At 68.5% G+C, this 24,889-nt stretch carries 26 protein-coding genes; 4 read left to right on the forward strand and 22 right to left on the reverse strand.

Features of this window, described 5'->3' with window-relative positions:
- Positions 1 to 10: 10 nt before the first annotated feature.
- From miaA to AC1DGD_RS07715, 5 genes are all read right to left on the reverse strand, one after another.
- On the reverse strand, positions 11 to 916 hold the full coding sequence (gene miaA / locus AC1DGD_RS07695) for a tRNA (adenosine(37)-N6)-dimethylallyltransferase MiaA (protein WP_476856517.1): 906 nt from the start codon (positions 914 to 916) through the stop codon (positions 11 to 13).
- 169 nt (positions 917 to 1,085) lie between these two features.
- The gene (gene miaB, locus AC1DGD_RS07700; protein ID WP_476856518.1) at positions 1,086 to 2,573 is read right to left on the reverse strand and encodes a tRNA (N6-isopentenyl adenosine(37)-C2)-methylthiotransferase MiaB; all 1,488 of its coding nucleotides are present in this window, start codon (positions 2,571 to 2,573) and stop codon (positions 1,086 to 1,088) included.
- Between the two features lie 214 nt (positions 2,574 to 2,787).
- Entirely contained in the window at positions 2,788 to 3,423 is a 636-nt protein-coding gene (locus AC1DGD_RS07705) for a regulatory protein RecX (protein ID WP_476856425.1), read from the reverse strand.
- Positions 3,410 to 4,462 carry a recombinase RecA gene (recA, locus tag AC1DGD_RS07710; protein WP_018774457.1) on the reverse strand — a complete coding sequence of 351 codons (1,053 nt, stop codon included), beginning with the start codon at positions 4,460 to 4,462 and terminating at the stop codon, positions 3,410 to 3,412. Before recA ends, AC1DGD_RS07705 begins: the two co-directional genes overlap by 14 nt.
- Before the next feature lie 222 nt (positions 4,463 to 4,684).
- Positions 4,685 to 4,921 carry a DUF3046 domain-containing protein gene (locus AC1DGD_RS07715; protein ID WP_476856426.1) on the reverse strand — a complete coding sequence of 79 codons (237 nt, stop codon included), beginning with the start codon at positions 4,919 to 4,921 and terminating at the stop codon, positions 4,685 to 4,687.
- 41 nt (positions 4,922 to 4,962) lie between these two features.
- Here AC1DGD_RS07715 and AC1DGD_RS07720 point away from each other — a divergent pair, with 41 nt between their 5' ends.
- A complete protein-coding gene (locus tag AC1DGD_RS07720) occupies positions 4,963 to 5,472 on the forward strand; it encodes a MarR family winged helix-turn-helix transcriptional regulator (RefSeq protein WP_223913991.1) in 510 nt (169 codons plus the stop codon).
- Positions 5,473 to 5,571: 99 nt separating this feature from the next.
- Here AC1DGD_RS07720 and AC1DGD_RS07725 read toward each other — a convergent pair whose 3' ends face one another.
- The 8 genes from AC1DGD_RS07725 to AC1DGD_RS07760 form a co-directional block, all read right to left on the reverse strand.
- Complete coding sequence (locus AC1DGD_RS07725) at positions 5,572 to 6,024, reverse strand: helix-turn-helix domain-containing protein (protein WP_018774460.1); 453 nt, start codon at positions 6,022 to 6,024, stop codon at positions 5,572 to 5,574.
- 139 nt (positions 6,025 to 6,163) lie between these two features.
- Complete coding sequence (locus AC1DGD_RS07730) at positions 6,164 to 6,706, reverse strand: CinA family protein (RefSeq protein WP_476856427.1); 543 nt, start codon at positions 6,704 to 6,706, stop codon at positions 6,164 to 6,166.
- The gene (gene pgsA / locus AC1DGD_RS07735) at positions 6,703 to 7,341 is read right to left on the reverse strand and encodes a CDP-diacylglycerol--glycerol-3-phosphate 3-phosphatidyltransferase (RefSeq protein WP_476849453.1); all 639 of its coding nucleotides are present in this window, start codon (positions 7,339 to 7,341) and stop codon (positions 6,703 to 6,705) included. Before pgsA ends, AC1DGD_RS07730 begins: the two co-directional genes overlap by 4 nt.
- A 21-nt stretch (positions 7,342 to 7,362) precedes the next feature.
- A complete protein-coding gene (locus AC1DGD_RS07740) occupies positions 7,363 to 10,350 on the reverse strand; it encodes an FtsK/SpoIIIE family DNA translocase (protein ID WP_476856428.1) in 2,988 nt (995 codons plus the stop codon).
- Between the two features lie 295 nt (positions 10,351 to 10,645).
- The gene (locus tag AC1DGD_RS07745) at positions 10,646 to 12,337 is read right to left on the reverse strand and encodes a ribonuclease J (protein WP_476849451.1); all 1,692 of its coding nucleotides are present in this window, start codon (positions 12,335 to 12,337) and stop codon (positions 10,646 to 10,648) included.
- Between the two features lie 60 nt (positions 12,338 to 12,397).
- The gene (gene dapA / locus AC1DGD_RS07750; RefSeq protein ID WP_223913994.1) at positions 12,398 to 13,306 is read right to left on the reverse strand and encodes a 4-hydroxy-tetrahydrodipicolinate synthase; all 909 of its coding nucleotides are present in this window, start codon (positions 13,304 to 13,306) and stop codon (positions 12,398 to 12,400) included.
- Positions 13,307 to 13,409: 103 nt separating this feature from the next.
- Positions 13,410 to 14,174 carry a carbon-nitrogen hydrolase family protein gene (locus AC1DGD_RS07755; RefSeq protein WP_476856429.1) on the reverse strand — a complete coding sequence of 255 codons (765 nt, stop codon included), beginning with the start codon at positions 14,172 to 14,174 and terminating at the stop codon, positions 13,410 to 13,412.
- Positions 14,175 to 14,183: 9 nt separating this feature from the next.
- Positions 14,184 to 14,639, reverse strand: coding sequence for a hypothetical protein (locus tag AC1DGD_RS07760; RefSeq protein WP_476856430.1), 456 nt, complete (start codon positions 14,637 to 14,639; stop codon positions 14,184 to 14,186).
- 115 nt (positions 14,640 to 14,754) lie between these two features.
- Between AC1DGD_RS07760 and AC1DGD_RS07765 the strand changes: the two genes are divergently transcribed.
- Positions 14,755 to 16,008, forward strand: a complete 1,254-nt coding sequence (locus tag AC1DGD_RS07765; RefSeq protein ID WP_476856431.1) for a heparan-alpha-glucosaminide N-acetyltransferase domain-containing protein — start codon at positions 14,755 to 14,757, stop codon at positions 16,006 to 16,008.
- 68 nt (positions 16,009 to 16,076) lie between these two features.
- Here AC1DGD_RS07765 and AC1DGD_RS07770 read toward each other — a convergent pair whose 3' ends face one another.
- Together AC1DGD_RS07770 and dapB are read right to left on the reverse strand one after the other, a co-directional pair.
- A complete protein-coding gene (locus AC1DGD_RS07770; protein WP_476856432.1) occupies positions 16,077 to 16,559 on the reverse strand; it encodes a hypothetical protein in 483 nt (160 codons plus the stop codon).
- Between the two features lie 5 nt (positions 16,560 to 16,564).
- Positions 16,565 to 17,323, reverse strand: coding sequence for a 4-hydroxy-tetrahydrodipicolinate reductase (gene dapB, locus AC1DGD_RS07775; RefSeq protein WP_476849447.1), 759 nt, complete (start codon positions 17,321 to 17,323; stop codon positions 16,565 to 16,567).
- Between the two features lie 206 nt (positions 17,324 to 17,529).
- Here dapB and AC1DGD_RS07780 point away from each other — a divergent pair, with 206 nt between their 5' ends.
- Positions 17,530 to 17,733, forward strand: a complete 204-nt coding sequence (locus tag AC1DGD_RS07780) for a helix-turn-helix domain-containing protein (RefSeq protein WP_223914000.1) — start codon at positions 17,530 to 17,532, stop codon at positions 17,731 to 17,733.
- Between the two features lie 9 nt (positions 17,734 to 17,742).
- Entirely contained in the window at positions 17,743 to 18,201 is a 459-nt protein-coding gene (locus tag AC1DGD_RS07785; RefSeq protein WP_476856433.1) for a Clp protease N-terminal domain-containing protein, read from the forward strand.
- A 33-nt stretch (positions 18,202 to 18,234) separates the two neighbouring features.
- On the opposite strand, the gene AC1DGD_RS07790 is transcribed toward AC1DGD_RS07785, so the two are convergent.
- Genes AC1DGD_RS07790 through AC1DGD_RS07820 form a run of 7 tightly spaced genes read right to left on the reverse strand, consistent with a single transcriptional unit; the run spans position 18,235 to position 24,889 of the window.
- Complete coding sequence (locus AC1DGD_RS07790; protein ID WP_476856434.1) at positions 18,235 to 18,756, reverse strand: molybdenum cofactor biosynthesis protein MoaE; 522 nt, start codon at positions 18,754 to 18,756, stop codon at positions 18,235 to 18,237.
- The gene (locus tag AC1DGD_RS07795) at positions 18,746 to 19,258 is read right to left on the reverse strand and encodes a MogA/MoaB family molybdenum cofactor biosynthesis protein (protein ID WP_476849444.1); all 513 of its coding nucleotides are present in this window, start codon (positions 19,256 to 19,258) and stop codon (positions 18,746 to 18,748) included. The genes AC1DGD_RS07790 and AC1DGD_RS07795 overlap by 11 nt, the downstream gene beginning before the upstream one ends.
- Positions 19,255 to 19,812: a cyclic pyranopterin monophosphate synthase MoaC gene (gene moaC, locus AC1DGD_RS07800; protein ID WP_476856435.1), complete on the reverse strand. Its 558-nt coding sequence runs from the start codon at positions 19,810 to 19,812 to the stop codon at positions 19,255 to 19,257. The genes AC1DGD_RS07795 and moaC overlap by 4 nt, the downstream gene beginning before the upstream one ends.
- Positions 19,809 to 21,032 carry a molybdopterin molybdotransferase MoeA gene (locus tag AC1DGD_RS07805; RefSeq protein WP_476856436.1) on the reverse strand — a complete coding sequence of 408 codons (1,224 nt, stop codon included), beginning with the start codon at positions 21,030 to 21,032 and terminating at the stop codon, positions 19,809 to 19,811. Before AC1DGD_RS07805 ends, moaC begins: the two co-directional genes overlap by 4 nt.
- Positions 21,033 to 21,058: 26 nt before the next feature.
- On the reverse strand, positions 21,059 to 22,789 hold the full coding sequence (locus AC1DGD_RS07810; RefSeq protein ID WP_476856437.1) for a molybdopterin-dependent oxidoreductase: 1,731 nt from the start codon (positions 22,787 to 22,789) through the stop codon (positions 21,059 to 21,061).
- Positions 22,777 to 24,159, reverse strand: coding sequence for a sensor histidine kinase (locus AC1DGD_RS07815; protein ID WP_476856438.1), 1,383 nt, complete (start codon positions 24,157 to 24,159; stop codon positions 22,777 to 22,779). Before AC1DGD_RS07815 ends, AC1DGD_RS07810 begins: the two co-directional genes overlap by 13 nt.
- A complete protein-coding gene (locus AC1DGD_RS07820) occupies positions 24,146 to 24,889 on the reverse strand; it encodes a response regulator transcription factor (RefSeq protein ID WP_476856439.1) in 744 nt (247 codons plus the stop codon). The genes AC1DGD_RS07815 and AC1DGD_RS07820 overlap by 14 nt, the downstream gene beginning before the upstream one ends.

The following is a 24,889-nucleotide window of genomic DNA, read 5'->3' on the forward strand; positions in this document are numbered from 1 at the left end:
GACCCAAGCGCTACGCCGGAGGCAGAACCGGCGTCGCCCGGCAGAGGCCGGCGGCCTCGGCCACGAGGTCAGGATCGTGCCAGCCCAGCCAGGTGACCCGGGGATCCGCACGGAACCAGGTCAGCTGGCGGCGCGCGAACTGCCGGGTGGCGATGATGGTTTCGTCCGCGGCCTGCTCCACGCTGGAGGCACCGTCGAGCACCCGGAGGAACTGGGCGTAGCCGAGGGCCCGCGGCGCGGTCCGGCCGCTGCGGAGCCCTGCTGCGTCCAGCCGGCGGACTTCGTCCAGGAGCCCCCGGTCCACCATCGCGTGGACCCGGTCGGCCAGGCGCTGCCGGAGCAGTTCCCGGTCCACCTCGAGTCCGATCTGGATGGCAGGCTGGAAGTATTGGCGGGCCGGCATGAAGGAGCTGAATGGCCGCCCGGTGAGCTCGAAGACTTCCAGGGCGCGGATGATCCTGCGCTCATCGCCGAGCCTGCCCGCGGAGACGGGGTCCACTGCCTCGAGCCGTTGCCGCAGGGGCGCGGGGCCCGCGGTAGCCAGTTCCGCCTCGAGCCGGCCGCGGATCTCCGGATCCGTGCCGGGGAATTCCAGGACGTCGAGGGCGCCGCGGACGTAGAGTCCGGAGCCGCCGGCCAGGATGGCGCGCTTACCCCGGCCGTGGATGTCGGCGATCAACGCCCGGGCCTGCTGCTGGAAGTCCGAGACGCTCGCTTCCTCGGTCACGTCCAGAATGTCCAGCAGGTGATGCGGCACACCGCGGCGCTCCGCCTCGGTGATCTTGGCGGTGCCGATATCCATGCCGCGGTAGAACTGCATCGAGTCGGCGTTGATGACTTCACCGTCGAGCTCAAGGGCGAGGGAAACGGCCAGGTCTGATTTGCCGGATCCCGTCGGCCCGACGACGGCGATCACCGGCGGCGCGGCCGGCCGTGCCCCCTGCGCCGCCGCATTTTGGGCAGCGTCCTTCTGGGCAGTGCCCTCGACCGCCAAGGCCTGGGCTGTGTCCTCGACCGCCGTGGCGCGGGCTGCTGGGTTCTGGACTGCTTCGTTCCGGGGAGCGCCCTGCGGGCCGGGCACGGCGCTAACGGCCGCGGACCGGGAGGCTGGGCATGCCCAGCGACACGCCGGAGGTGCCCGACGCGCTGGTCTTGCCCGCCGGGCCGGTTTTGCCTGCTGGGCCTGCGCCGCAGGAATCTGCCTGCGACCGGTCCCAGGCATCGCCGGCACGGGACCGGCGCAGGCTGTAGTCCTCGGCCGAGGCGGGGTCGGAGACGAGGTGGAACGCCGCCGCCTCTGTGATGGTGACAGTCACCAGATCGCCGGGCCGGGGCACTTCGGCTCCGGCGGGCACGGAGAAGTGCACCAGCCGCTGGTCCTGGGACCGGCCGGAGAGGCGGTGGGTTTCCCCAGCCTTACGGCCCGACTGGGCCGTCACCATGACCTCGACGCGGCGGCCAAGCTGCCGGGCGTTTTCCTCGGCGGCAATCCGGTCCTGCAGGGCCGTGAGGCGTTCGAAGCGTTCCTGGACCACGGCCTTGGGCAGCTGGTCCGGCAGGTCCGCGGCGGGCGTGCCCGGCCGCTTGGAGTACTGGAAGGTGAAGGCGGTGGCGAACCGGGACTTCGCCACGACGTCGAGCGTGGCCTGGAAGTCCTCCTCGGTCTCGCCGGGGAACCCGACGATGATGTCGGTGGAGATGGCGGCGTGCGGGATCTTCTCGCGGACCTTGTCCAGGATGCCGAGGAACTTGGTCGAGCGGTAGGACCGCTTCATGTCCTTGAGGACCTTGTCCGAGCCGGACTGCAGGGGCATGTGCAGCTGCGGCATGACGTTGGGCGTCTCGGCCATGGCGTCGATGACGTCGTCGGTAAAGGCGGCCGGGTGCGGGCTGGTGAACCGGACCCGCTCCAGGCCCGGGATGTCGCCGCACGCGCGCAGGAGCTTGGAGAAGGCCTGCCGGTCGCCGAATTCGACGCCGTAGGAGTTCACGTTCTGGCCCAGCAGGGTTACCTCGATGGCACCGTCGTCCACGAGCGCCTGGATTTCGGCCAGGATCTCGCCGGGGCGGCGGTCCTTTTCCTTGCCCCGCAGGGCCGGGACGATGCAGAAGGTGCAGGTGTTGTTGCAGCCCACCGAGATCGATACCCAGCCCGAGTAGACGGAGTCCCGCTTGGTGGGGAGGGTGGACGGAAAGACGTCCAGCGATTCGAGGATCTCCAGCTGGGCCTCATTGTTGTGGCGGGCCCGGTCCAGCAGCGCCGGCAGGGCACCGACATTGTGGGTGCCGAACACGGCATCCACCCACGGGGCCTTCTTGAGGATGGTCTCGCGGTCTTTTTGCGCGAGACAGCCGCCGACGGCGATCTGCATGCCCGGGTTGGCTGCCTTGACCGGGGCGAGGATGCCGAGGTTGCCGTACAGCTTGTTGTCGGCGTTTTCCCGGACCGCGCAGGTGTTGAAGACCACGACGTCGGCCAGCTCGCCGGAGGAGGGGACGTAGCCTGCGGCTTCCAGCATGCCGGCCATCCGCTCGGAATCGTGCACGTTCATCTGGCAGCCGAAAGTGCGCACCTGGTAGGTGCGGGGCTGGGCCGGGGCGGGACTTTCCGGTGCGGAAACGGGGTCCGCACCGAATGTCTGGGGCCCTGCCGGCTGCACCGCCGGTGGCGCTGTCGGAGAAGTCGTGCCGGCCGTTGGGGAGGGAATGGTAAAACTCACCTGTTAAGGGTAACGGGTAAGGGTAGTGGGCAGCGGCTGGGCCAGCGCAGACCCCGGCCCGGCGGTCCTAATCCCCGTCCCCCGCTTGGCCGGCGGCGGCATCGAGCACCTCACCCACCACCCGGAAGGCGAGCGACGGCTGGTATCCCTTGCGGGCCAGCATTGACGCGAGGCGGCGCGTAACTTTGTCGCGTTCGGCCCGGTCTTCGCCGCCGGTGAATCCCCGCAGCTTGCGCTCCACGAGCTCCCGGGCGGCCGTTTCCTCGTCGGCGTCGCTGAGCTGGTCCAGTGCACCGGCAGCGATCTCTGGGTCGATGCCCTTGTCCGCAAGTTCGCGCCGCAAGGCCCCTTTGGCGAGCTTGCGCGTCTGGGACCTGCTGCGGACCCACATGTCGGCGAACTCGGCGTCGTCAACCAGCCGCACTTCCTCGAAGCGGTCCAGCACGGCCTCCGCGACGTCCTCAGGGACGTTGCGCTCGGCCAGCTTGCGCGAGAGCTGCAGCCGGCTCTTGGGCGAATTCGTCAGCTGCCGCAGCACGATGGCACGCGCCACCGCCGCGGGGTCCGCGTCCCGGTCCTGCCCGGCCGGCGAATCCGCGCCATCGGTGCGGTCCGCCGGCTGATCCGGGCCGGCAAAGCCGGGGGCAGGATTCCGTGATGGAAATCCTGCCCCTTTGCGCCGCCGGCTGTTAGAAGCCGTCAACGGCCTTCAGCTTCGGAGATTCTTCGGTCTCAGCCGGGGCCTTGACGCCAACGCCGAGCTTTTCCTTGATCAGGCGCTCGAGTTCGGCCGCCAGCTCCGGGTTGTCGCGCAGGAAGCGGCGGGAGTTCTCCATGCCCTGGCCCAGCTGGTCGCCATCGTAGGTGAACCAGGAGCCCGACTTCTTGATCAGGCCGTGCTCGACACCCATGTCGATGATGCCGCCCTCACGGGAAATGCCCTGGCCGTAGATGATGTCGAACTCGGCGATCTTGAAGGGCGGGGCCATCTTGTTCTTGACGATTTTGGCCTTGGTGCGGTTGCCGACGGAATCGGCGCCCTCTTTCAGGGTCTGGATGCGGCGGACGTCGATGCGGATGGAGGCATAGAACTTCAGCGCCTTACCACCGGTGGTGGTTTCCGGGGAGCCGAAGAAGACACCGATCTTTTCACGCAGCTGGTTGATGAAGATGGCCGTGGTCTTCGTCTGGCTCAGGCGGCCGGTGATCTTACGCAGGGCCTGGCTCATCAGGCGGGCCTGCAGGCCCACGTGGCTGTCGCCCATGTCGCCTTCGATTTCCGCGCGGGGAACGAGGGCGGCCACGGAGTCGATGACTATGACGTCAAGGGAGCCGGATCCGATAAGCATGTCCATGATTTCCAGCGCCTGCTCGCCGGTGTCCGGCTGGGAGACCAGGAGCGCGTCGGTGTCGACGCCCAGCTTGGCGGCGTATTCCGGATCGAGGGCGTGCTCGGCGTCGATGAAGGCGGCAATGCCGCCCTGGCGCTGGGCATTGGCAACCGCGTGCAGCGCGACCGTGGTCTTACCGGAGGATTCCGGACCGTAGATTTCCACGACGCGGCCGCGGGGCAGGCCGCCAATTCCCAGGGCGACGTCCAGTGCGATGGACCCGGTCGGGATGACTTCGATGGGCGCACGGACTTCATCGCCGAGGCGCATGACCGAGCCTTTGCCGAACTGCTTGTCAATCTGGGCAAGCGCTGCGTCGAGCGCCTTCTGGCGATCCGGGGCTGCGGCCATGATTCACACCTCTAATACTTTCTCGCTGTGGAGTGGCCGTGGAGGCCTTTGTCTGTCATCACTGACGCTACTGGCACCCTCCGACAAAGTTGTCGGGAGAACCACTTATGTGGAAAACGGTCTGAAAAAAAGCATATCGCTATCCGAACAGATATTCGAACAAGCGGACGGCGTGTCAGGCGTCAGCGCGACGACGCAGGCGTCAGCGCGACGACGCAGGCGTCAGCGGGGCCCGGTGGTGTCACGGGGTTTGACGTCGCGGCCCAGGCGGCGTTCCGGCGGAACGTCCTGGACGTCGCACATGGCAAGCCACACCTGGCGCGGCGGAACGCCGGCGCCGAGCGCCTGGTCCGCGGTGCGGCCTCCGACCCCGGCCAGGACCAGCGAACTGCTCAGGACGCGGGAGTATCCCGCGCCGAACTCGTCGTCCATAAGCCGCCAAAAGTCACTGATTCGCACGAGTAAAGTCTCTCACGGCCGGGGACTCTAGAATGGTTGCCATGAGCAACCCAACTGAGTCCGCGGGAGATCCCGCTCCCGATACCGCCGGCGCGGACGCCGCCCTGGACGCCGTCGAGAACCAGCTGAGCCTGCTCTGGCGCCGGGGCCGGTCGATTTCCCATCAGCTCTCGCGCCAGGTCCACCCGGACATGGAACCCGCCGCCTACGGCCTGCTCAGCGTGATCCGCCAGCAGGGCCCCATCCGGCTGACCGACCTCGCCTCCTGCATCGGCGTCGGCAAGCCATCGGTGAGCCGGCAGATCGCCTTCCTCGAGGGCCTCGGGCTGGTGTCGAAGGAGGCTGACCCGCTGGACGGCCGGGCGCAGGCCATCCGGCTGACGTCCGAAGGGGAGGAAAGGATGCACCAGGTCCAGGACGCACGGCGGGAGGTGTTCCGGGAACGCCTGGCGGAATGGCCGGCCGAGGATCTGCAGGCTTTGGCCATGTACATGGCCAAGCTCAATGCCACCTACGAGCGCGACGGTTTCCCCCGGGACGAGCCCGCCTGACTCCCCCACCGGGAACCCTGGTCACCGAAGCACGACAAAGGACCTCCGGCCTGGGCCGGAGGTCCTCTTTTGTGTCTTAGGTCTTAGGTGAGCCGGCTGCTAGCGCGCCCCGGAAAGGAGGCCCTTGGCCAGCTCGTCGGAGAGATCGGAGTTCAGTTCCCGGTCGAGGTCGCGGCCATAGCGCTGCGCGAACTCCTGGGGAACGGTGTCCGGAACCGCGACGCCCTCGGCGACCGCGACGCGGTCGCTGACTTCGCGGAGCATGCTCGAAAGCGGAACATCGAGGGCCGAGCAGATCGAGGAGAGCAACTCCGAGGAGGCTTCCTTCTGGCCGCGTTCCACTTCGCTCAGGTAGCCCAGGGAAACGCGGGCACTGTGCGAGACTTCGCGGAGCGTACGGCCCTGGCGCTGGCGGACATCGCGCAGGACATCACCGATTTCGTGACGTAGTACAACCATCTTGCGCTCCTTCTGTTCGCTCTTGGCCTGATCGGCGAGGCCCACATCCTTCCAGCGGACAACGCCGTTTACGGATACGGGCTGCTTTACCATCTGTATCGCCTTGCTCCTCGTACTGTCGAGTCCGCCGGTGGGGGCGGACTCTGCTGATGTTTTCATCCTAGGCGCCTCCCTCATTTGGAAGCGACACAATGTAACAACTATTCGGAATCAACTTTTGTTCCCGGCAACTTTACGCCCGGTAGCCTTCGGAAGATAGGGCCTCCAGCAGACGTTCCAGCGCGGCGCCGCAGGCAAGTGCGCGGATCTCGGCGCGGCTGCCGTCAAAGGAATAGGGGTACGACGTCGATCCTTCCGCCGTGGCGATGCCGACAAAGACCGTGCCCACCGCTTTGCCGTCGTGCGGTTCGGGACCGGCCACGCCGGTAGTGGACACGCCGATATCGGCGCCGCAGATGCGGCGCGCCCCGTCGGCCATGGCTGCGGCTACCTGGCCGTCCACGGAGCCGACGGCGTCGAGCAGCTCAGCGGGGACGCCGAGGACGTCGGACTTGACCCTGTTGGCATAGGACACCACGCCGCCCTGCAGCATCCCGGAGGCGCCGGGCGTGTCGGCCAGCACGGCGGTGACCATCCCGGCGGTGAGGGATTCGGCGGTGGCGGCGGTCAGGCCGCGGCCGAGGGCGCCGGTGACGGCCTGCTCCGCCAGGCGGTGCAGATTGGGATGCAGATTGGGGTGCAGGTTCGGGTGAGGAACGGGGTCCGGCTGGTTCATGGCTTGTTCTCCCTTGAACGTTGTTTCTCTGCCTTGATGCCGGCGGCCCGCAGTTTGAGCGCCTCAATGACGTATTCGCCGCCGGTCCACAGGGTGATGGCCAGGGCGGCCATCATCACGATGAACGCCACAACGCCCAGCCACGGGGCGAGGGATGCCAACGGAAGGACGTAGAGGAAGATGGCCGCCGTCTGCACCACCGTCTTGAGCTTGCCGCCGCGCGAGGCCGGGATAACGCCGTAGCGGATGACGAAGAAGCGCAGGGCGGTGATGCCCCACTCCCGGACCAGGATCAGGATGGTGACCCACCAGGGCAGTTCCTGGAGCAAGGAGAGCATGACCAGCGCGGAACCGATCAGGAGCTTGTCGGCGATCGGGTCGGCAATCTTGCCAAAGTCGGTGACGAGGCCGCGGGACCGGGCGATGTCGCCGTCGAGCTTGTCCGTGTAGATGGCCACCGCGAAAACGAAGGCGGCCGCCCAGCGCCAGACGCCGTTCTGGGCCTGCAGCCCCGGCGCGTCGAGGAGGAGGAACCAGACGAAGAACGGCACCAGCACTATCCGCAGCATCGTGAGGACATTCGGCAGGTTCCAGATCTGCGAGGCGGATCCGGCGTTGGCTTCGGCGCTATTCACCTTCCTAGGCTACCGTCTGCGCTACCGGCCGGTGAGCGACCAGGCGTCCTCTGAGCCGTCCTCGTCGCCGGAACCGCCGTCGGCGCCGTCGTGGTAGTCGATCGCCTGGGTGCGGTTCTCCAGGTCCGCCGCCACGAGGTCCTCGGCGTAACCGCCCTGGGCGATGTTCGCGTTGGCGTTATCGCTCAGCGCCGCGGTCTGCGAGTCGGCGGACACCGGACCGTCCTGTCCCTTCATCGCGGCCAGCACGGCGGCGAGGTCATCGGGCTTGACCAGCACGTCGCGCGCCTTGGAACCTTCGGAGGGCCCCACCACTCCCCTGGACTCGAGCAGGTCCATGAGACGGCCGGCCTTCGCGAAGCCGACGCGGAGCTTGCGCTGGAGCATCGAGGTGGAGCCGAACTGGGTGGTGACCACGAGCTCGGTTGCCTGGAGCAGGACCTCGAGATCGTCCCCGATGTCGTCATCGATCTGCTTCTTCTGCGCCTCGGGCGCGACGTCGTCGCGGTAGACGGCCTTGAGCTGGCCCTTGACGTGCTCGACGACCTTGTGGATCTCGGACTCGGTGACCCAGGCACCCTGGACACGCATGGCCTTCGAGGCCCCCATCGGCAGGAACAAGGCATCGCCCTGGCCGATGAGTTTCTCGGCGCCCGGCTGGTCCAGGACCACCCGGGAGTCGGTGACAGAGGAGGTGGCGAAGGCCATGCGGGAGGGCACGTTCGCCTTGATCAGGCCGGTCACGACGTCGACCGACGGGCGCTGGGTGGCCAGGACCAGGTGGATGCCGGCCGCACGGGCCAGCTGCGTGATGCGGACAATCGAGTCTTCGACGTCGCGCGGGGCCACCATCATGAGGTCGGCGAGTTCGTCCACGATGACCAGCAGGTATGGGTACGGCTTGATGACGCGCTTGGAATCCACCGGCGGGTGGACCTTGCCGGCCCGGACAGCCTTGTTGAAGTCATCGATGTGCTTGAAGCCGTAATTGGCGAGGTCGTCATAGCGGGCATCCATTTCCCGGACCACCCACTGCAGGGCCTCGGCCGCCTTCTTCGGGTTGGTGATGATCGGGGTGATGAGGTGCGGGACCCCCTCGTAGGCGGTGAGTTCCACGCGTTTGGGGTCCACCATGACCATCCGGACCTCGTCCGGGGTGGCCCGCATCAGGATGGAGGTGATCATCGAGTTCACGAACGAGGACTTACCGGCACCGGTGGCGCCGGCCACGAGCAGGTGCGGCATCTTGGCCAGGTTGGCCACGACGTACCCGCCCTCGACGTCCTTGCCGACCCCCATGACCATGGGGTGGTCGGTGCGGCGGGCGTTCTGGCTGCGGAGCACGTCGCCCAGGGACACGGTTTCGCGGTCCGTGTTGGGGATTTCGATGCCGATGGCCGACTTGCCCGGGATGGGGCTCAGGATGCGCACATCCGAGCTGGCCACGGCATAGGAGATGTTCTTGGACAAGGCGGTGACCCGTTCCACCTTGGTGCCCGGGGACAGCTCGATTTCGTAGCGGGTCACGGTGGGGCCGCGGCTGAAGCCGGTGACCTGCGCCTCCACGTTGAACTGGTTGAGGGTCTCGGTGAGCGAGGCGACAATCGCGTCGTTGGCCTCGGTGCGTTCCTTGGGGATGGAACCGGGTGTCAGCACGTCCGACGCCGGCAGGGTGTAAGTGACGTCGCCGGCCAGGGAAAGCTGCTCGGTGCGCTGCGGAATGGGGGTGGGCAGCGGTGCGGGCGCGACCGGGTTGGAGGGGACCTTGGCGGCCGCAGCAGCGGCATTGAGCGATCCCGCGGCCACCATCCCCGGAGTGACCAGCGGGATGGCCTCGGTGGCGTCGCCGCTGGACTCCGCCGCAGCGCCGGCTGATCCTGCCGTCCCGAGCCCCTGGGCGGCTTTGATCTTTTCGACGGCGATCTCGGCCTGGGTGGGACGGCGGACGCCGGGCGCGACATCGGGCGCGGCGTCGGCTGCGACGCCAGAGCGCCCCTTGCCCCTCGCGCCCTTGGCCGGAGGTGCGTCCGCTGCTTCATCATCTGCGATGAGGGCGCGTTCGAAGGCCTCGTCGCCGACGTAGCCTTCCAGACCGGACTCGTCGTCGTGGTCCTTGCCGAAGAGGCGCTTGCGCTTCTTCCTGGGCGGGGCCGGCGCGTCGTTCTCGTAAAGGTAGCTGCGGTCGTGGCGGTCGCCGCCGTCGTCGTCCTGCAGGTCGATGCCCATCAGGTGCTCGTAGGCGTCGCGCAGGCGGCCCGGGATCGCGCCGAAGGGCGTGGCGGTGACGATCAGCAGCGAGGTGAAGGCCAGCAGGCCGTAGACCGCGACGGGGACGGCGGTGTGCACGGCGGCGAGCGGGGCGGCGGCGAGGTAGCCGAGCATGCCGCCGGCCCGGCGCAGGCCGTCGAAGCCGTCGGCGACGGTCGGCTGGCCGCCAATGATGTGGGCCAGCCCGGAACCGGCGAACGTCATGATGAGGAAACCGATGCCGACCCGGTTGTTGCCGCGGCCGTCGTCGGGCTGGCGGAACAGGCGGAAGGCGCACACAAACAGCATGAGCGGCAGCAGCAGGGCCATCCAGCCGAACGTGCCGTTGACGATCGCAAACACGAGGTCAGGGAGCCAGCCCTGGAACCCCCACCACGCGAAGGTGGCAACGAAGACTCCCAGGGCCAGGTTGAACAGGGCGGCGCCGTCGCGGCGCTCCTCGGGGGCGAGGTCGCTGACGTCGTGGCCGACCCGCCGGATGCCGGCGCCGATCACGTGGGCGATGCCCAGCCAGGCACCGGCCAGCACCCTCACCACCCAGGGCTGGTGCGGCTCAACAACGGCCGACTGCCGGGTCCGCGCGGTGGCTGCGGTTCTACCTGCGGTCCCACCTGCGGTGCCACCTGCGGCTCCCCGCGGCCGGGCGGATTTGGATGCGGCGGGACGGGACCCCCGGCCGGGAGAACTGCCTGATTTGCCGCTTGAGTTTCCTCTAGGCGCGGAAGAAGTACGAGTCGCCATACCCGCCACGGTACCGGATGCCGGGCCGAAAACCCCGAATTTCCGGGCGTCCGGGATCATGTTGCCGCCACCACCAACGGGAACGGCCTCCCCCGCCTCCCGCGGCGCTCAGGCTGCGGGATGGCGGGGAAGGCCGTTGACCAGGCATGCGCCAGGTGCGAGTGAAGGACTTACGCCCGGTGAACCACCTGAGGCTTACGCCCGGCGAACCAACTGAGGCTTACGCCCGGTGAACCACCTGAGGCTTACGCCCAGTGAACCACCTGAGGCTTACGCCCGGTGAACCACCTGAGGCTTACGCCTCAAGGACCACCGGGATGATCATGGGCTTGCGGCGCAGCTTGCGGTTGACCCACGTGCCGACGACCCGGCGGACGACCTGCTGCAGCTGGTGCGTCGTGTGGTCCGTGCGGTTCAGCACGGCTTCCTCGAGGGCTTCATTGATCTTGGGGATGATCTCGTCGAAGACGGAATCGTCCTCGGCCACGCCGCGGGCGTGGATTTCCGGCCCGGACACCACCTTGCCGGTGGCACGGTGGATGACCGTGATGATGGAGATGAAGCCCTCATCGCCGAGGGTCTGGCGGTCCTTGAGGTCTGCTTCGGTGACCTCGCCGACGCTGGAGCCGTCGACGTAGACGAAGCCAACCTCGACCTGGCCCACGATGTCGGCCTGGTGGTCGCGAAGATCGATCACTGTGCCGTTGTCCGCGAGCAGGATGCTTTCCTCCGGCACTCCGGATTCGAGGGCGATCTTGCCGTTGGCGATGAGGTGGCGGGTTTCGCCGTGCACCGGCATGGCGTTGAGCGGCTCAAGGATGTTGTAGCAGTACAGCAGCTCGCCGGCGGCAGCGTGGCCGGAGACGTGAACCTTGGCGTTGCCCTTGTGGATGACGTCGGCGCCGAGCTTCAGCAGTCCGTTGATGATGCGGAAGACGGCGTTTTCGTTGCCCGGGATCAGGCTGGACGCAAGGATGACGGTATCGCCCTCGCCGACGACGACGCGGTGGTCGCCGTTGGCCATGCGGGACAGGGCGGCCATGGGCTCGCCCTGGGAGCCGGTGGACATCAGCACAACCCGGTTGTCCGGCAGGTTGTCGATGTTCTTGATGTCGACCAGGATCCCGGCCGGGACCTCCAGGTAGCCCAGTTTCGCGGCGATGGCCATGTTCCGGACCATGGAGCGGCCCACGAAGGCAACCTTGCGGTTGTGGTTGGCGGCGGCATCGAGAACCTGCTGGACGCGGTGCACGTGGGAGGAGAAGGAGGCGACGATGATGCGCTTGGAGGCCTGCCCGAACAGCCGGTCCAGGGTGGGTCCGATTTCCTTCTCGGCGGTGGTGAACCCCGGGACGTCGGCGTTGGTCGAATCCGACATGAACAGGTCCACGCCTTCTTCGCCCAGCTTGGCGAAGTGCCGGAGGTCGGTGATGCGGCCATCCAGCGGCAGCTGGTCCATCTTGAAGTCACCGGTGTGCAGGACGGTGCCGCCCGAGGTGCGGAGGAACACGGCCAGGGCGTCCGGGATGGAGTGGTTGACGGCGATGAACTCGCATTCGAAGGGCCCGTACTTCTCGACCTGGCCCTCGACGACGATCTTCGTGTTCGGCTTGATCCGGTGTTCCTGCAGCTTGGCCTCGATGAGGGCCAGTGTCAGCTGTGAACCGACGATGGGGATGTCGGCGCGCAGGCGCAGGAGGTAGGGGACGGCGCCGATGTGGTCTTCGTGACCGTGGGTCAGGACTACCGCGACGATGTCCTGGAGACGGTTCTCGATGTAGGAGAAGTCCGGCAGGATGAGGTCGACGCCGGGCTGGGTCTCCTCGGGGAAGAGGACGCCGCAGTCAACGATGAGGAGCTTGCCATCGATCTCGAAAACGGTCATGTTTCGACCGATTTCCCCGATTCCGCCGAGCGGTACGATCCGCAGGGTGTTCTTCGGGAGGCGCGGCGGCGTGACAAGGCCGGGAAGGGCGGTTTGGGTCATAGTGCACTACTTTCCAGGCTGAAGCCGGGCTGGTTCTTAACCATCAGGATTGGCTCCCGATCAGGAAAAGACCATCCCCGCTTCCGCCAAATCCTCGCGGATGGTTGCGATCTCGGCCTCGCCCGGCTCCACGAGGGGCAAACGGACAACCGAGTTGGGCAGGACTCCCTGCCACTTAAGAACCTGCTTGGCAGCGACAGCACCCTGAATGTGGGTCATCACTGCGCGGACCACGGGGTCCAGTTCGAAATGTAGGGTGCGGGCGGTAGCAAAATCGCCTGCAAGTGCGGCATCGATCAGCGCACGGAATTGCCGCGTCGCGACGTGCGCGGAGACGCTGACCAGCCCGACGGCACCGGCGGCCATCCACGGCAGCGTGAGGCCGTCGTCGCCGGAGTAGACATCAAGATCGGTGTTCGCCAGGACGCGCGTGAGGGCGTTGAAGTCGGCCTTGGCATCCTTGAGGGCGACGATCCTGGGGTGGTCGGCGAGCCGGATCATGGTCTCGGGCAGGATGGGCACGCCGGCGCGGCCGGGGATGTCGTAGACCATGACGGGGAGGTCGGCGGCGTCGGCCACGGCCTCGACGTGCGCCTGGATACCGGCCTGGCTGGGCTTGTTGTAATACGGCGTGACGATCAGCTGGCCGTGGGCTCCGGCCTTGGCGGCGCGCTTGGCCATCTCGATCGAGTGCGAGGTGTGGTTGGTCCCGGTTCCGGCGATGACCTTGGCGCGGTCGCCCACGGCCTCGACGATGACGCGGAAGAGCTTCTCTTTTTCGTCGTCCTCGAGCGTGGAGGTCTCACCCGTGGTGCCGGAGATCACGAGGGCGTCATTGCCGTCGTCGACGAGCTTGCTCGCCAGTTCCGCCGACTGCCGGTAGTCGACCTCACCGTCCGATGTGAAAGGCGTGACCATGGCAGTCACGAGGGTCCCGAACGTGTAAGAGCGAATATCAGAGTCAGCCATATGAAAAACGTTACCTTGTCTGCGGCATGTTAGGACAATGGCGGCGGTGTGACGAACGTCAAACTCGGCGGCCGTGCGTCACGTTTCGGCGGCCCGGCCGGACTCAGGGCCGCCGAAACCGCGCCAGCACACTGTGTTGGAGACTCGCGGTCAGCACCTCGGTGCCGGAGCCGGCCGCCTGCCGGAGCGGGAGCCCGTCAGGACCCCAGAACCCGCTCAGGCCACACGAAGGGCCGAGCGGCGTGGCGCCCGCCAGGTTCGCCAGGACGGAGAACATCCGGTTGTCCATGGCCCGGGCGCCGAGATGCAGTGCCAGCCGGTGGTCTTCGCCGGCCGTGTAGAGGGCCGAGACGGCATAGATGTCCGCCCCGGCGTCCGCGGCCCATTCCGCATGGCCGCGGCGGGCTGCGTCGAAGCAGATCGCCAGGGCGACCTTCCAGCCGTCGATCTCCAGGACCGCTGGATTCCTGCCGGCCACGAAGAGATCCTGCTCCGGTCCGTGCAGGTGCGTTTTGAAGCTGGTCTCGATGGAGCCTGTTGGATGGACCGCGAGGGCGGCCAGCCGCGGCGTACCGTCCGCGTCTTTGAACGCGGCACCGACCACGGCGGTTATTCCGGTGCGCCGGCAGATTTCCCGGATGCCGTCCAGCCGCCGGTCAGCCGCGCTCAGCCACTCCCCGGGTCCGTCCAGCAGGTCCAGCCGGTATCCCGTCAGCGAGAGTTCGGGAAAGATGACAAGCCGGGCTCCGTGCGACTCGGCGTCTTCGATCAGCCGGATGTGCTCGGGCACGTTGGCGGCAACGCCACCATCCAGGGCCTGGTATTGGACGGCGGACAGCGTCAGCGCGGTGATTGAGCCAGTGGTCACCCTGCCATCCTATGCACCCCGTCTTTCGCCGGAGGGAGCCGAAGGTGCCGAGCAGTAACGCCCGACGGCGGTTTCGCGAAGGGCCTCTGCCCAGGCGGCTAGACGCTGGGTCGCCCGCACGTAGTCGAACAGTTCGGTTGGAGTGAGGGCGTCGAGGTCCGTCTCGGCCAGCCGCCGGGCCAGCTCAGCTCCCGGCGGCACCGCGGCCAGCGCCGCACCTTCCTTCCCCCACTGAACGTCCTCGGCCGGCTCCCCGGCGACCAAGCGCCGGAAGAGGAAGTCCACGACGCCCGGGCTCATGGCCTTGAGGGCGCCGGCCGCCGCCTCGCCACCGCTCGTCCGTCCGCCAGGCGTCGCGCTGTTCAGTTGCGGGCCCGACGGATCCGGGCCCGGAAATTGTCGGCTTGTGGATTCCCGGCCGGTGAATTCGGGCTTCAGGAAGGCTGGCTCTGGGGCGTCGTTCATGCGCCCATCGTATTCGAACATATATTCGAATACAAGGGATGCCCGGAGAAGGACCGGGGCTGCGGGCAGGCCGAAGATGAGACGGTCACCGGGCCGATCGTGAGACGATCAGATGATGACGGCGCGCGGAATGACTACGGCTTCCCGGACCGTCCGGGGCACTCCCCCCGGCGTCCGGCTGGCCGGCATCGACGCCGCGCGCGGCCTGGCCTTGCTGGCCATGATGGCCACCCACGTGCTGGCAACCTTTGAGCCGGACCCGCAGCTCACGCCCACCTGGATCGGCCTGGCGTTTTCCGGACGGGCAGCCGCGCTGTTCGCCGTGCTGGCCGGAGTCGGGCTCGCCTTGTCCACGGGGAAACAGCAGCCGCTTGAGGGCGCCGAACTGCGGGGTGCCCGCAGAGGCATCGCCTTGCGGGCGCTCGTAATCGGTGCCGTCGGGCTCTCCCTGGGCGGGCTGGAAGTCAACATCGCGATAATTCTGGTTCACTACGCCCTGCTGTTCCTGTGCGTGCTGCCCTTTGTCGGGCTTGGGCTGAAACGCCTGGCCGCACTCGCGGTCCTCTGGATACTGGCTGCCCCCGCCCTGGCCTACCTCCTGCGGCCGTGGCTGCTGTCCGCCGATCCGCCCCTGCGCCTGGGGCACAACCCAAGCTGGGAGGATCTGGCCACCCCGGCCAGGCTGCTGGGCGACCTCTTTCTCACGGGCTACTACCCTGTCCTGCAGTGGATCGCTTATCTCCTGATAGGGCTGGCGATCGGCCGGATGGCGCTGTGGAAAGCGGCCGTGCCGTTCCTGCTCGTTGCTGCCGGCACGGTGGTGGCCGTCATGTCCAAGTGGCTGGGGACGCTCATGCTGGAGGACTGGGGCGGCAGGCAGGCCCTTCAGGCGCACATCGGCGATCCCGCCTACCCGCTGGAGAGCCTGCTGCAGGTCAACCTGGCCGGCATCGACCAGTCAGGCTCAGTGTGGTGGCTGGCCACGAGTGCACCGCACTCCGGCACCACGCTGGATCTGTTGCACACCTCGGGGGCCGCTGCAGCCTTGATCGGCCTGTGCCTGCTGCTGGGCCGGCTGGGCGACTGGCTGGAACTGGATCTGCTGCTGCCGCTGCGCGGAGCCGGGGCCATGACGTTGAGCCTCTACACGGCTCACCTGTGCATCATGGCCGCCCTGCACGACCAGCCCTTGATGCCGGGCTGGACCGTGGAGGGTGTGTATTTCGCGCAGGCTGTCGGGATGCTGGTGGCCGGCGGAGTCTTCGCGGCCATGGCGTGGCGCGGGCCGCTGGAGTGGGCGACCCATGCGGCCAGCCAGGCGGGCCGGCACCAGCCGGCCCAAGTCCGCCGGCCTCGGCGCGTACGCTAAGTTCCGCCGCCGGGTCGTGCGCTAAGTTCCGCCGCCGGGCCCGGCGCGGCCCGGCAAACGGTGTCCGGCTAGTTCTTCTGCTCCCCGGCGCGGAACATTCGCACGGCGTCGCGCATTGAGGCGCGGGCGCGCTTGCGGTCGCCGGCAGCATCGTACGCACAGCTGAGCCGGAACCAGGAACGCCAGTCCTCGGGGGCAGCTTCGGCCTCAGCGCGGTACTTCTCAAATTCGGCGTCGGCGGCTTCGCGGATGATCCGGCCGGCGGGCGTGCGCGGCAGAGTGTCCTCCGGCAGGCCCCCCTCGCCTTCGAGGATCTTTGCCAACCGCTCAGTGCGGGCACCAAACAGCAGTTCCCGCATCAGGGCCCAGGCCCCGATGACCGGCAGCACCAGGTAGGCGACGCCGATCGCCTTCGCCACGAGGCTGGGGTCGGACATCAGGAGCACGGAACGTTGAAGGGACACCACCAGGTAAAACACGAGCAGCAGGGTGACGGCCCCCACCCAGATCTTGGTGCGGTTCGCTTTCAGGGCTGTCAAGGCAGCGGACATCTGACTCAGAGTCCCAGGTCCAGGTAGCCGTCGAGTCCCACGGTGAGACCGGGGTGAGCGGCGACGCTGCGGATCCCCAGCAGCACCCCGGGCATGAAGGACGCACGGTCGAAGGAGTCGTGGCGGATGGTCAGCTGCTCCCCCGGCCCGCCCAGCAGGACCTCCTGGTGCGCGACAAGACCGGCCAGCCGGACACTGTGGACCCGGATGCCGTCGACGTCGGTGCCGCGGGCACCGGCGAGTTCCGAGGTGGTGGCGTCCGGGCTGGACGGCACGCCAGCCTCGGAGCGCTCGGCCGAGATCAGCTGTGCCGTGCGCACGGCCGTGCCGGAGGGCGCGTCAACCTTGTCCGGGTGGTGAAGCTCAATAATTTCAACGGATTCGAAGTACTTGGACGCCTTGGCGGCGAAGGCGGAGGCCAGGACGGAGCCGAGGGCGAAGTTCGGGGCGATCAGGACGCCGACGCCGGGCCGGTTGGCGAGGAGTTCTTCCAGCCCCGCGAGCCGGCCGGCATCCCAGCCGGTGGTGCCGACCACGGCGTGCATGCCGTGCTCGACGGCGAAGCGAACGTTCGCCTCGGTGCTTTCGGGGACGGTCAGGTCCACCACGACCTGCGCGCCGGAGCTGACAAGGGAGTCGAGGGGGTCGTTGCGGCCAAGGGCCGCGACGAGCGTCAGGTCCGCGGCGGCGTCGATGGCCTTCACGGCCTCTGCGCCCATGCGCCCGCTGGCGCCCAGCACGGCGACGGAGAGTTGTTCGGTCATGCCATCAACCCTACCGCCGGGGCCGCTGCGTTCCGGAACCGGCGGCGCTTGGTTACAGGGCCGCCGCCGGGGGCGACAGCCTGACCGCCACGCGGCGTGAGCAACGTTCCGCAAGGCCCGGGCCGCCGGCTCGATGGGTCACACGCCGACCCAGGCCTGTCAGGCTGGATTGACGCCCTTATGCCTGTCAATCTAAACTGACAGGCATGGAGACTGATGACCTGTCCGCGCATATTCATTCACTCGACCCCGCCGTCGGTCTGCGGGCGGTCGGAGCCCTCCATCGCCTGGCAGAACAGGTCGAGGCAGCGCAGGTCAGAGCTGCCCGACAGCGGGGATGGACCTGGGAGCAGATCGGCGACGCCCTGGGCGTCTCGCGGCAGTCCGTCCACGCAAAATACCGAGAGTGAGATCAAGCCATGTTTGAACGATTTGCCGACGACACCCGAAAGATCGTTGGCTTCGCCATGGACGAGGCCCGCTGCAGCGGCGACAAGCGGCTGGGCACGGATCATCTGCTGTTGGGGGCGCTCCACGATCCTGCTCCCGCCGCCCTTCTGGGTGTCACGCTCGATCAGGCACGGGCCGCGGCGGCGAGGCTTGACCGCACGGCACTCGCATCAATCGGTATAGATGCCCACGGCTTTGAGCGCGTCCCCATGCCCAGCCGGGGGAAGAAGCCGCCCTTCAGCTCGGGCGCCCGGTCGGTAATGGAAGGCATGCTTCGGTATGCCATGGACCAGAAGTCACGACAGATCACCACCGCGAATCTGCTGCTGTCGCTGCTGGACTGCCAGGAACACGATCCGGCAGCCGTGCTGCTCAAGGAACTGGGGGTCGACCGGGCGGGGGTCCGGCGCAGGGTTATTTCCTCCTGATCCGGAGCCGGCTTCCTGCCGGTCACGCGGCGTCTACTCGCCGGCGCCGACCCACTCCACGGTGCCGTCGGCGAAAAACTGTTCCTTCCAGATCGGCACTTGGGCCTTGATCCGGTCGACGAGTTCTGCACATACGGCGAAGGCCTGGCCGCGGTGGGCCGCCGAGACGGCGCACACCAGAGCCGGATCGCCGATCTCGAGCATGCCGATCCTGTGGGCCGCCCAGATCCGCACCGGCTGCCGCTCGTCCCGGGTGGCGCCGGCGCCGCCGGCGGCGTCCTCCGGAGATCCGCCGGGCACGGCATTCCCGGCCGGGACCGAGTGCTCCGCCACAAGCCCGGCGACGACGTCGGCCATCACCTGGTGGGCCGTCGGGTGGGCGCTGTAGCTGAGCCGGGAGACCTGCTTGCCGCCGTCGTGGTTGCGGACGACGCCGCTGAAGCTGACCACCGCTCCTGCCGTGTCCGACTCCACCGCCGCGATGGCCTGCTCCACCGAGATGGGTTCGGCGCTCAGCACGGCGTGCACGATTTCAAATCCGGTATCAGTGCCCATGGCTGCCTTCCAGTTGGTCGCAAAGGTGTCCAACGATGGGATCCAGCACGGCCAGGCCGTCCATCACGCCCTTCGGGGATCCGGGCAGGTTCACGATGAACGTCTGTCCGGCTGCGCCCGCGTGGCCCCGGCTGAGCATGGCCATCGGAGTCTTGGCCGTTCCGGCGTTCCGGATGCCCTCCATGATGCCCGGGATTTCCCGGTCCAGCAGGGGCAGCGTCTGCTCCGGCGTTGCGTCGGTGGGGCTCAGCCCGGTGCCGCCGCTGGTGATGATGACGGCCGGCTGCTGGCTCAGCAGGGCCCTCAGCGCGGCCCCGACCGGCGCCCCGTCCGGCACCACCATGGCGGGGAACGGCTCGAAGCCGTGCTCGGTGAGCCAATCGATGATCACAGGGCCCGTGAGGTCCTCATAGACACCGGAGGCCGCCCGGGTGGAGGCGATCACGACACCGGCCTTGCGGCCCGTGGCTTCGCCGTGGCGGTGGGGTTCGGGCATGTTCATAGGGTCCAGTCCCCGCTCTTGCCGCCGCTTTTGGCGAGCACCTTGATATCGGTCAGGACCGCGTGCTTGTCCACGGCCTTGATCATGTCGTACACGCTCAGTGCCGCGACCGTCGCCGCAGTCAGGGCTTCCATCTCGACCCCGGTGACGCCGCGTGTCTTGACCGTGGCGAAAATTGTCACGGCGTCGGTGTCGAGCTCAAAGTCGATGGTGACTTTGGCGATCGGGAGCGGGTGGCAGAGCGGGATCAGGTCCGGCGTCTTCTTGGCCGCCATGATCCCGGCGATGCGGGCCACGGCCAGGGCGTCGCCCTTCGGGAGCTCACCGCCGCCGAGGAGGGACAGGACCTCGGCCGTGCTGCGGACGGTTGCGGTGGCCGTGGCTTCCCGGGTGGACTGCGCCTTGTTGGACACATCCACCATCTGGGCCGTGCCGTCGTGGCGGAGGTGGGTCAGGCGGGTGTTGCCCACGGCTCCTTTGTCCGCTTCGCCGGTGCCCGCTTCGCCGTTGTCCGCCGGTGCGGCATCCGCTTCAGGGTTTTCTACATCATTCACAGGATCCATACTTCCACTTCGTCGCCCGCTGCGAGCGCCGCTGTTCCCTCTGGCACGTGGACGAGGGCGTTGGAACGGGCCAGGGCATGGACCAGGTGGGAGCCCGCGCCGCCCTCCAGCCTGACGGTGCCGTCCGGAGCCAGCGTGCMGCGCCGCACCTGGTGCTTGCCCGCCGGGGAGGTCAGCGGTTCGGCGAGGCGCGCGCGGACGGCGGGCCGGGGCGCCGGGGCGCCGAACAGTTCCGTGAGGACCGGGCGCAGGAACATTTCAAAGGACACCAGGCAGCTCACCGGATTGCCCGGGAACCCCAGCACAGGGACGCCGTCGAAGCTGCCGATCCCCTGCGGGCCGCCCGGCTGCATCGCCACGGCGCCGAATTCGACGTCGTGTCCGGCCATTGCCTGCCGGACCACCTCGTAGGCACCTTTGCTGACGCCGCCGGTGGTGACGATCAGGTCCGCGGCGGGGGCGTGCCGGCGCAGCAACGCGGCGAGCTCATCCGGCTGGTCCGTGGAGACGCCGGTCCGTGTGACCTGGAGCCCGGCCTGGCGCATGGAGGACTCGAGCAGCGTGCCGTTGGAGTCGAAGATCTTGCCCGGTCCGAGCGGGCTGCCCGGTTCCACCACCTCGTCGCCGGTGGTGACCAGGAGGACCCGGAGGGAGGGACGCACGGGCACCTCCGTGTAGCCCATCGCCGCCAGCAGTCCCAGCTGGCCGGGGCCGAGGAAGGTCCCCGCGCTGAGGGCGAGCTCGCCGGAGCGGATGTCGCTGCCGGCGTCGCGCACGAACGTTCCGGCGGCGGCGGCCGGCAAGTGGACCGTGGCGGGCTCCCCCGGCACCGGGAAGGAATCGGGCACGGCCTGCTCGATGGGAACGACGGCGTCGGCCCCGGCCGGCATCATCGCGCCGGTCATGATCGGGGCGGCCGTGCCGGCGGCCAGTTCCGCCGGTGTGGCTCCGGCCGGGACGGGCGCGACGACACGCAGTTCCCTGCCGCCGTCGGGCACGTCGGCGCTGCGGATCGCGAAGCCGTCCATCTGCGAGTTGGCGAAGGGGGGAAGGTCCAGCGGCGCCAGGATGTCGGCGGCGAGCCCCCGGCCCAAGGCTTCGAGCAGCGGGAGCCGTTCCACCCGCCCCTCGGTGCGCAGGGGGGCCAGCAGGGCCCGCACCTTGTCCCGGTGTGCTTGAACGCTGACATGCCTTGTCTCGGTGCGGTGCATGCGTTTCCTGACCTCTGCTCGGCTCGCTAGGACTTCACGTCAACTCTAACCGTGTGATAACCCGTGGCTCCGTTCGGCGCGACCGGTGCGGATTCCTCGGCCTGCGGCACGCCGTCTAGGGCTGTGGCCCGGACCTGGACCTCATATTGTCCCGGCTCCAGCGGCAAGGCCAGCTTCCACTGGTACCAGGTGTCCTTGGAGATGCCGGGGGCCAGCTCGGCCTGATGCCAGTCGCCGCGGTTGACCCGCAGCTCCACCTTGCCGATGCCCGTGTGCTGGGCCCACGCGACGCCGCCGAAGACAACCGTCCCGCCCTTCACGTTGGCCCCGTCGCGCGGCACGTCAATGCGGGACGATGTCTTGATGGGCCCGCGCTCGCTCCAGCCGCGGGGCGTCCAGTAGGCGACGTCGTCCGCGTACCGGGTCACTTTCAGTTCGGTGACCCACTTCGTGGCGGAGACGTAGCCGTACAGCCCGGGCACGATCATCCGGACGGGGAATCCATGTTCGAGCGGGAGCGGTTCCCCGTTCATGGCGACGGCCAGCAGCGCGTCGCGGTTGTCCGTGAGGGCCTCCAGCGGGGTCCCTGCCGTCCAGCCGTCTGTGCTCCGGGAGAGCACCATGTCCGCCCCGGGCTTGGGGCCGGCCATGGCGAGCAGTTCGCGCACCGGCCAGCCGAGCCAGCGGGCATTGCCGATCAGGTCCCCGCCGACCTCGTTGGAGACGCAGGCGATGGTCACGTGCCGTTCCGTCAGGGGTTTGGCCAGGAGAGTGGCGAAGTCGAGCTCGATCTCCCGTTCCACCAGGCCCGTGACTTTCAGCGTCCATTCCGCAGGATCCACCAGCGGGACGCGCAGGGCGGTGTCGATCCGGTAGAAATCCCTGTTCGGCGTCACGAGCGGGCCCAGTCCGTCCAGCCGGATCTCGGCGCCGGCCGGGATGGGCGGCGCGGGAGCGGCGGGCACCGGGAGGACCAGCTTGCTGCGCACGTCGCTGACGACGGCGGCCGCTCCCCTGAGGGTGGAGGCGAGCACACCGGCGACGGCGGCAACCGCGGCTGTCCCGCCCAGCGCCAGCAGGAACCGGCGCCGGGCGGGCCCGGCTTCGTTGGCTGTGGCATCTGCAGGCGCCACGGCAGGGGCGTCCTGCGGGGCCGGCTCAACCGGTGGTGTTTCCGGCGGGCCGGACGCCACCGCCGGTCGCCGGTCGGCATCGGGTTGCCACTCCAACAGTTTCCGGATGAGCCACCGCAACAGCGCGATCCCCACCAGTGCCACCAGCACCGGGACGGGGATGGCGTTGGCGGTCAGGTCGGCCCGGCTCAGCACGGCCACGAGCCCTACCGCGCCGAACACCGCGATGAGAATCACCCCGGCGAAACGGCGCCGCACTTCGAGGACTCCGGAGAGCGCCGCGAGCGCGGCGATGACCAGTGCCATGCCGCCCAGCAGTGCCGCCTTGTCCGCCGTGCCGAACAAGGAAATGGCCCACTCCTTGACGCCCGGCGGGACGGTGTCGATCACGGCCCCGCCGACGGCCGTCACCGGAGACACCGTGGGGCTCACCAGGCTGGCCGTGAGTTCACCGAGGACCACCGCCGTCCCCACGGCCACCAGTCCGGCCCCGGCGGCCCACAGGTCCCGGGACTGCCGCTGCCGGACTCCCGGTTCCGTATGCTGCTGTTCCCTGCCGGCGAGTGTGCCGCCGGTTTCCTTCCCCTGCCCGTCAAAGCCGACGCCGCTGCTCACTGTGCCCATCCCGTCCGGAGTTTTTCCTCTACCGCGTCGCGCGGAATCGTGTTGTGTGCTCCCTCGGCTGTTGCTGCCGGGGCTGCTGCTCCCCCGGCAGCAGGCTCCCCGGCAGAAGTGCCGTGGCTGCCACCCGGCTTCTGGCCGGCGGCTCCCTGGCCGGGGAGCAGCAGCGAGAACCGGCATCCGCCGTCGACGTTCTCCACGGTGACGGTGCCTTGATGGGCGCTGACGATTCCGGCGACAATGCTCAGGCCAAGGCCGGCGCCGCTGTAGCGCATGACGCCTGCCGGCTCATCCGGCATGGGCGCCCGGAAGCCGTCGCCCGGGGCCGCGCCATCAGGGGCCATTCCGTCCAGTCCGTCGTCCGGGGCGGCCCAACGGCCGGCCTGCCGCCGCGCCGGGTCCTTCTGCCAGCCGGTTTCGAACACATGCGGGAGGTCCGCTTCGGGGATCCCGCCGCAGCCGTCGGTGACCGCGACGACGGCCCGGTCACCGTCCCGGCCGACTTCCACGGTGACCCGGGAGCCGGGTCTGCTGTGGACGATCGCGTTGAGCACGACGTTCCGGATGGCACGCCCCATCGAGGGGCCGTCGGCGAGGGCCAGGCTTTCCCGTTGGCCGCCGCCGTCGAGCGTAATGCCGTGCTGCTCCGCCAGCGCGGCGAGGTCGGCAATGGCGTCGCTGGCGAGGTCGTACAGGTCCAACGGCTCGGCCTTGAGCCGCATAGTTCCGGCATGGATCTTCGACAGTTCCAGGAGGTCGTTGACCATGCCGGCCATGAGGTCGGTCTGCGCGATGAGCTTGCGGTAGTAGGCGGGGACGTCCGCGGCCATCCCGTCTTCCAGGGCCTCGGTCATGGCGCGCATGCTCGCCAGCGGCGTCCGCAGGTCGTGGGAGATCCAGCTGACCAGTTCGCGGCGGGCGTTTTCGACGGCGGCCTCCCGCTGCCGGGAGGCCTCCAGCATCCGGCTGCTGGATTCGAGCTCGGCGGCGAGGGCGGCAAGTTCGTGGCTCATCACCGGGGACTGGATCCCGGGGCTCTCGCCGCGGCCGATGCTCCGGGCAGCCTCGACCAGCGCCTTGGCGTTCCGCGAGACCCTCGCTCCGAGCACGAGCGCGATCGAAACAGCCACGGCGGAAGCCACGGCCAGGACGTACCACATCACTTCGAGGTCCCGGGCCGAGATGAACATCGCGTTGAAGGCGCTGACCATTCCGGCCGTCAGGACCGCCACGGCGGCGAGCACCACCACGCAGATCTGGACCGCGAACGAGGCCCGGCGCAGGGATTTCAGGATGAGCAGCGACGCGGCCCCGATCACGGCTCCCCAGGCCAGGGCCCAGCCGATGATGGTCAGGAGTTCAGAGGTCTGCATCGGCGGATTCCTCCTCATCGCTGGGGTCCAGCCGGTAACCCACGCCCCAGACCGTTTTCAGGACGGAGGGGCGGGTGGGGTCGTCCTCGATCTTCTCCCGCAGCCTCCGCACGTGCACCGTGACAGTGGACAGGTCCCCGTAGTCACAGCCCCAGACGGCTTTCATGAGTTCCTCGCGGCTGAAGACTTGCCGGGGACGGCGGAGCATGAAGGCCAGAAGGTCGAACTCCCTGGCCGTCAGCGCCAGGGGCCTGCCATGGCGGGAGACGGTGCGTGCGGCCGGGTTGAGGTCGAAACCGCCCACTTCGACGGAGGGCTCCGGGCTGAATTCGGGAATGCTCCTGCGCAGGACCGAACGGACCCGCAGTACCAGTTCGCGGGGCGAGAATGGCTTGGTGACGTAGTCGTCAGCGCCGGCTTCCAGGCCGAGGATCCGGTCGTCTTCCGTTCCGAGGGCAGTGAGCATGATGACCGGGACGCTGTGTGCGGCACGGAGCCGGCGGCAGACTTCCACACCGTCCAGGCCCGGCAGCATCCGGTCCAGCAGGACGAGGTCCGGGCGGCGTTCGGCCGCAAGGCGCAGGGCCGTGAACCCGTCGGCGGCGAGGACCACCTGGTATCCCGCCTGGACGAGGTAGTCCCGGACCACTCCCGCGATGGTCGGTTCGTCCTCGACGAGGAGGATGCGCCGGTACTCCGTTGCGTCCGGGGCCGGCTGGGTCTTGTTCAC

It is taken from the genome of Arthrobacter sp. 05T45 (assembly GCF_056395875.1).

Bases quoted from the DNA above. Each gene is read 5' to 3' on its own strand.
- recA (WP_018774457.1), bottom strand. From the start codon at position 4,462: ATGGCCGCAGCCCCGGATCGCCAGAAGGCGCTCGACGCAGCGCTTGCC.
- AC1DGD_RS07720 (WP_223913991.1), top strand. From the start codon at position 4,963: ATGAGCAACCCAACTGAGTCCGCGGGAGATCCCGCTCCCGATACCGCC.
- AC1DGD_RS07725 (WP_018774460.1), bottom strand. From the start codon at position 6,024: ATGGTAAAGCAGCCCGTATCCGTAAACGGCGTTGTCCGCTGGAAGGAT.
- AC1DGD_RS07730 (WP_476856427.1), bottom strand. From the start codon at position 6,706: ATGAACCAGCCGGACCCCGTTCCTCACCCGAACCTGCACCCCAATCTG.
- AC1DGD_RS07740 (WP_476856428.1), bottom strand. From the start codon at position 10,350: ATGGCGACTCGTACTTCTTCCGCGCCTAGAGGAAACTCAAGCGGCAAA.
- AC1DGD_RS07745 (WP_476849451.1), bottom strand. From the start codon at position 12,337: ATGACCCAAACCGCCCTTCCCGGCCTTGTCACGCCGCCGCGCCTCCCG.
- dapA (WP_223913994.1), bottom strand. From the start codon at position 13,306: ATGGCTGACTCTGATATTCGCTCTTACACGTTCGGGACCCTCGTGACT.
- AC1DGD_RS07760 (WP_476856430.1), bottom strand. From the start codon at position 14,639: ATGAACGACGCCCCAGAGCCAGCCTTCCTGAAGCCCGAATTCACCGGC.
- AC1DGD_RS07765 (WP_476856431.1), top strand. From the start codon at position 14,755: ATGACGGCGCGCGGAATGACTACGGCTTCCCGGACCGTCCGGGGCACT.
- AC1DGD_RS07770 (WP_476856432.1), bottom strand. From the start codon at position 16,559: ATGTCCGCTGCCTTGACAGCCCTGAAAGCGAACCGCACCAAGATCTGG.
- dapB (WP_476849447.1), bottom strand. From the start codon at position 17,323: ATGACCGAACAACTCTCCGTCGCCGTGCTGGGCGCCAGCGGGCGCATG.
- AC1DGD_RS07780 (WP_223914000.1), top strand. From the start codon at position 17,530: ATGGAGACTGATGACCTGTCCGCGCATATTCATTCACTCGACCCCGCC.
- AC1DGD_RS07785 (WP_476856433.1), top strand. From the start codon at position 17,743: ATGTTTGAACGATTTGCCGACGACACCCGAAAGATCGTTGGCTTCGCC.
- AC1DGD_RS07790 (WP_476856434.1), bottom strand. From the start codon at position 18,756: ATGGGCACTGATACCGGATTTGAAATCGTGCACGCCGTGCTGAGCGCC.
- AC1DGD_RS07795 (WP_476849444.1), bottom strand. From the start codon at position 19,258: ATGAACATGCCCGAACCCCACCGCCACGGCGAAGCCACGGGCCGCAAG.
- AC1DGD_RS07810 (WP_476856437.1), bottom strand. From the start codon at position 22,789: ATGGGCACAGTGAGCAGCGGCGTCGGCTTTGACGGGCAGGGGAAGGAA.
- AC1DGD_RS07815 (WP_476856438.1), bottom strand. From the start codon at position 24,159: ATGCAGACCTCTGAACTCCTGACCATCATCGGCTGGGCCCTGGCCTGG.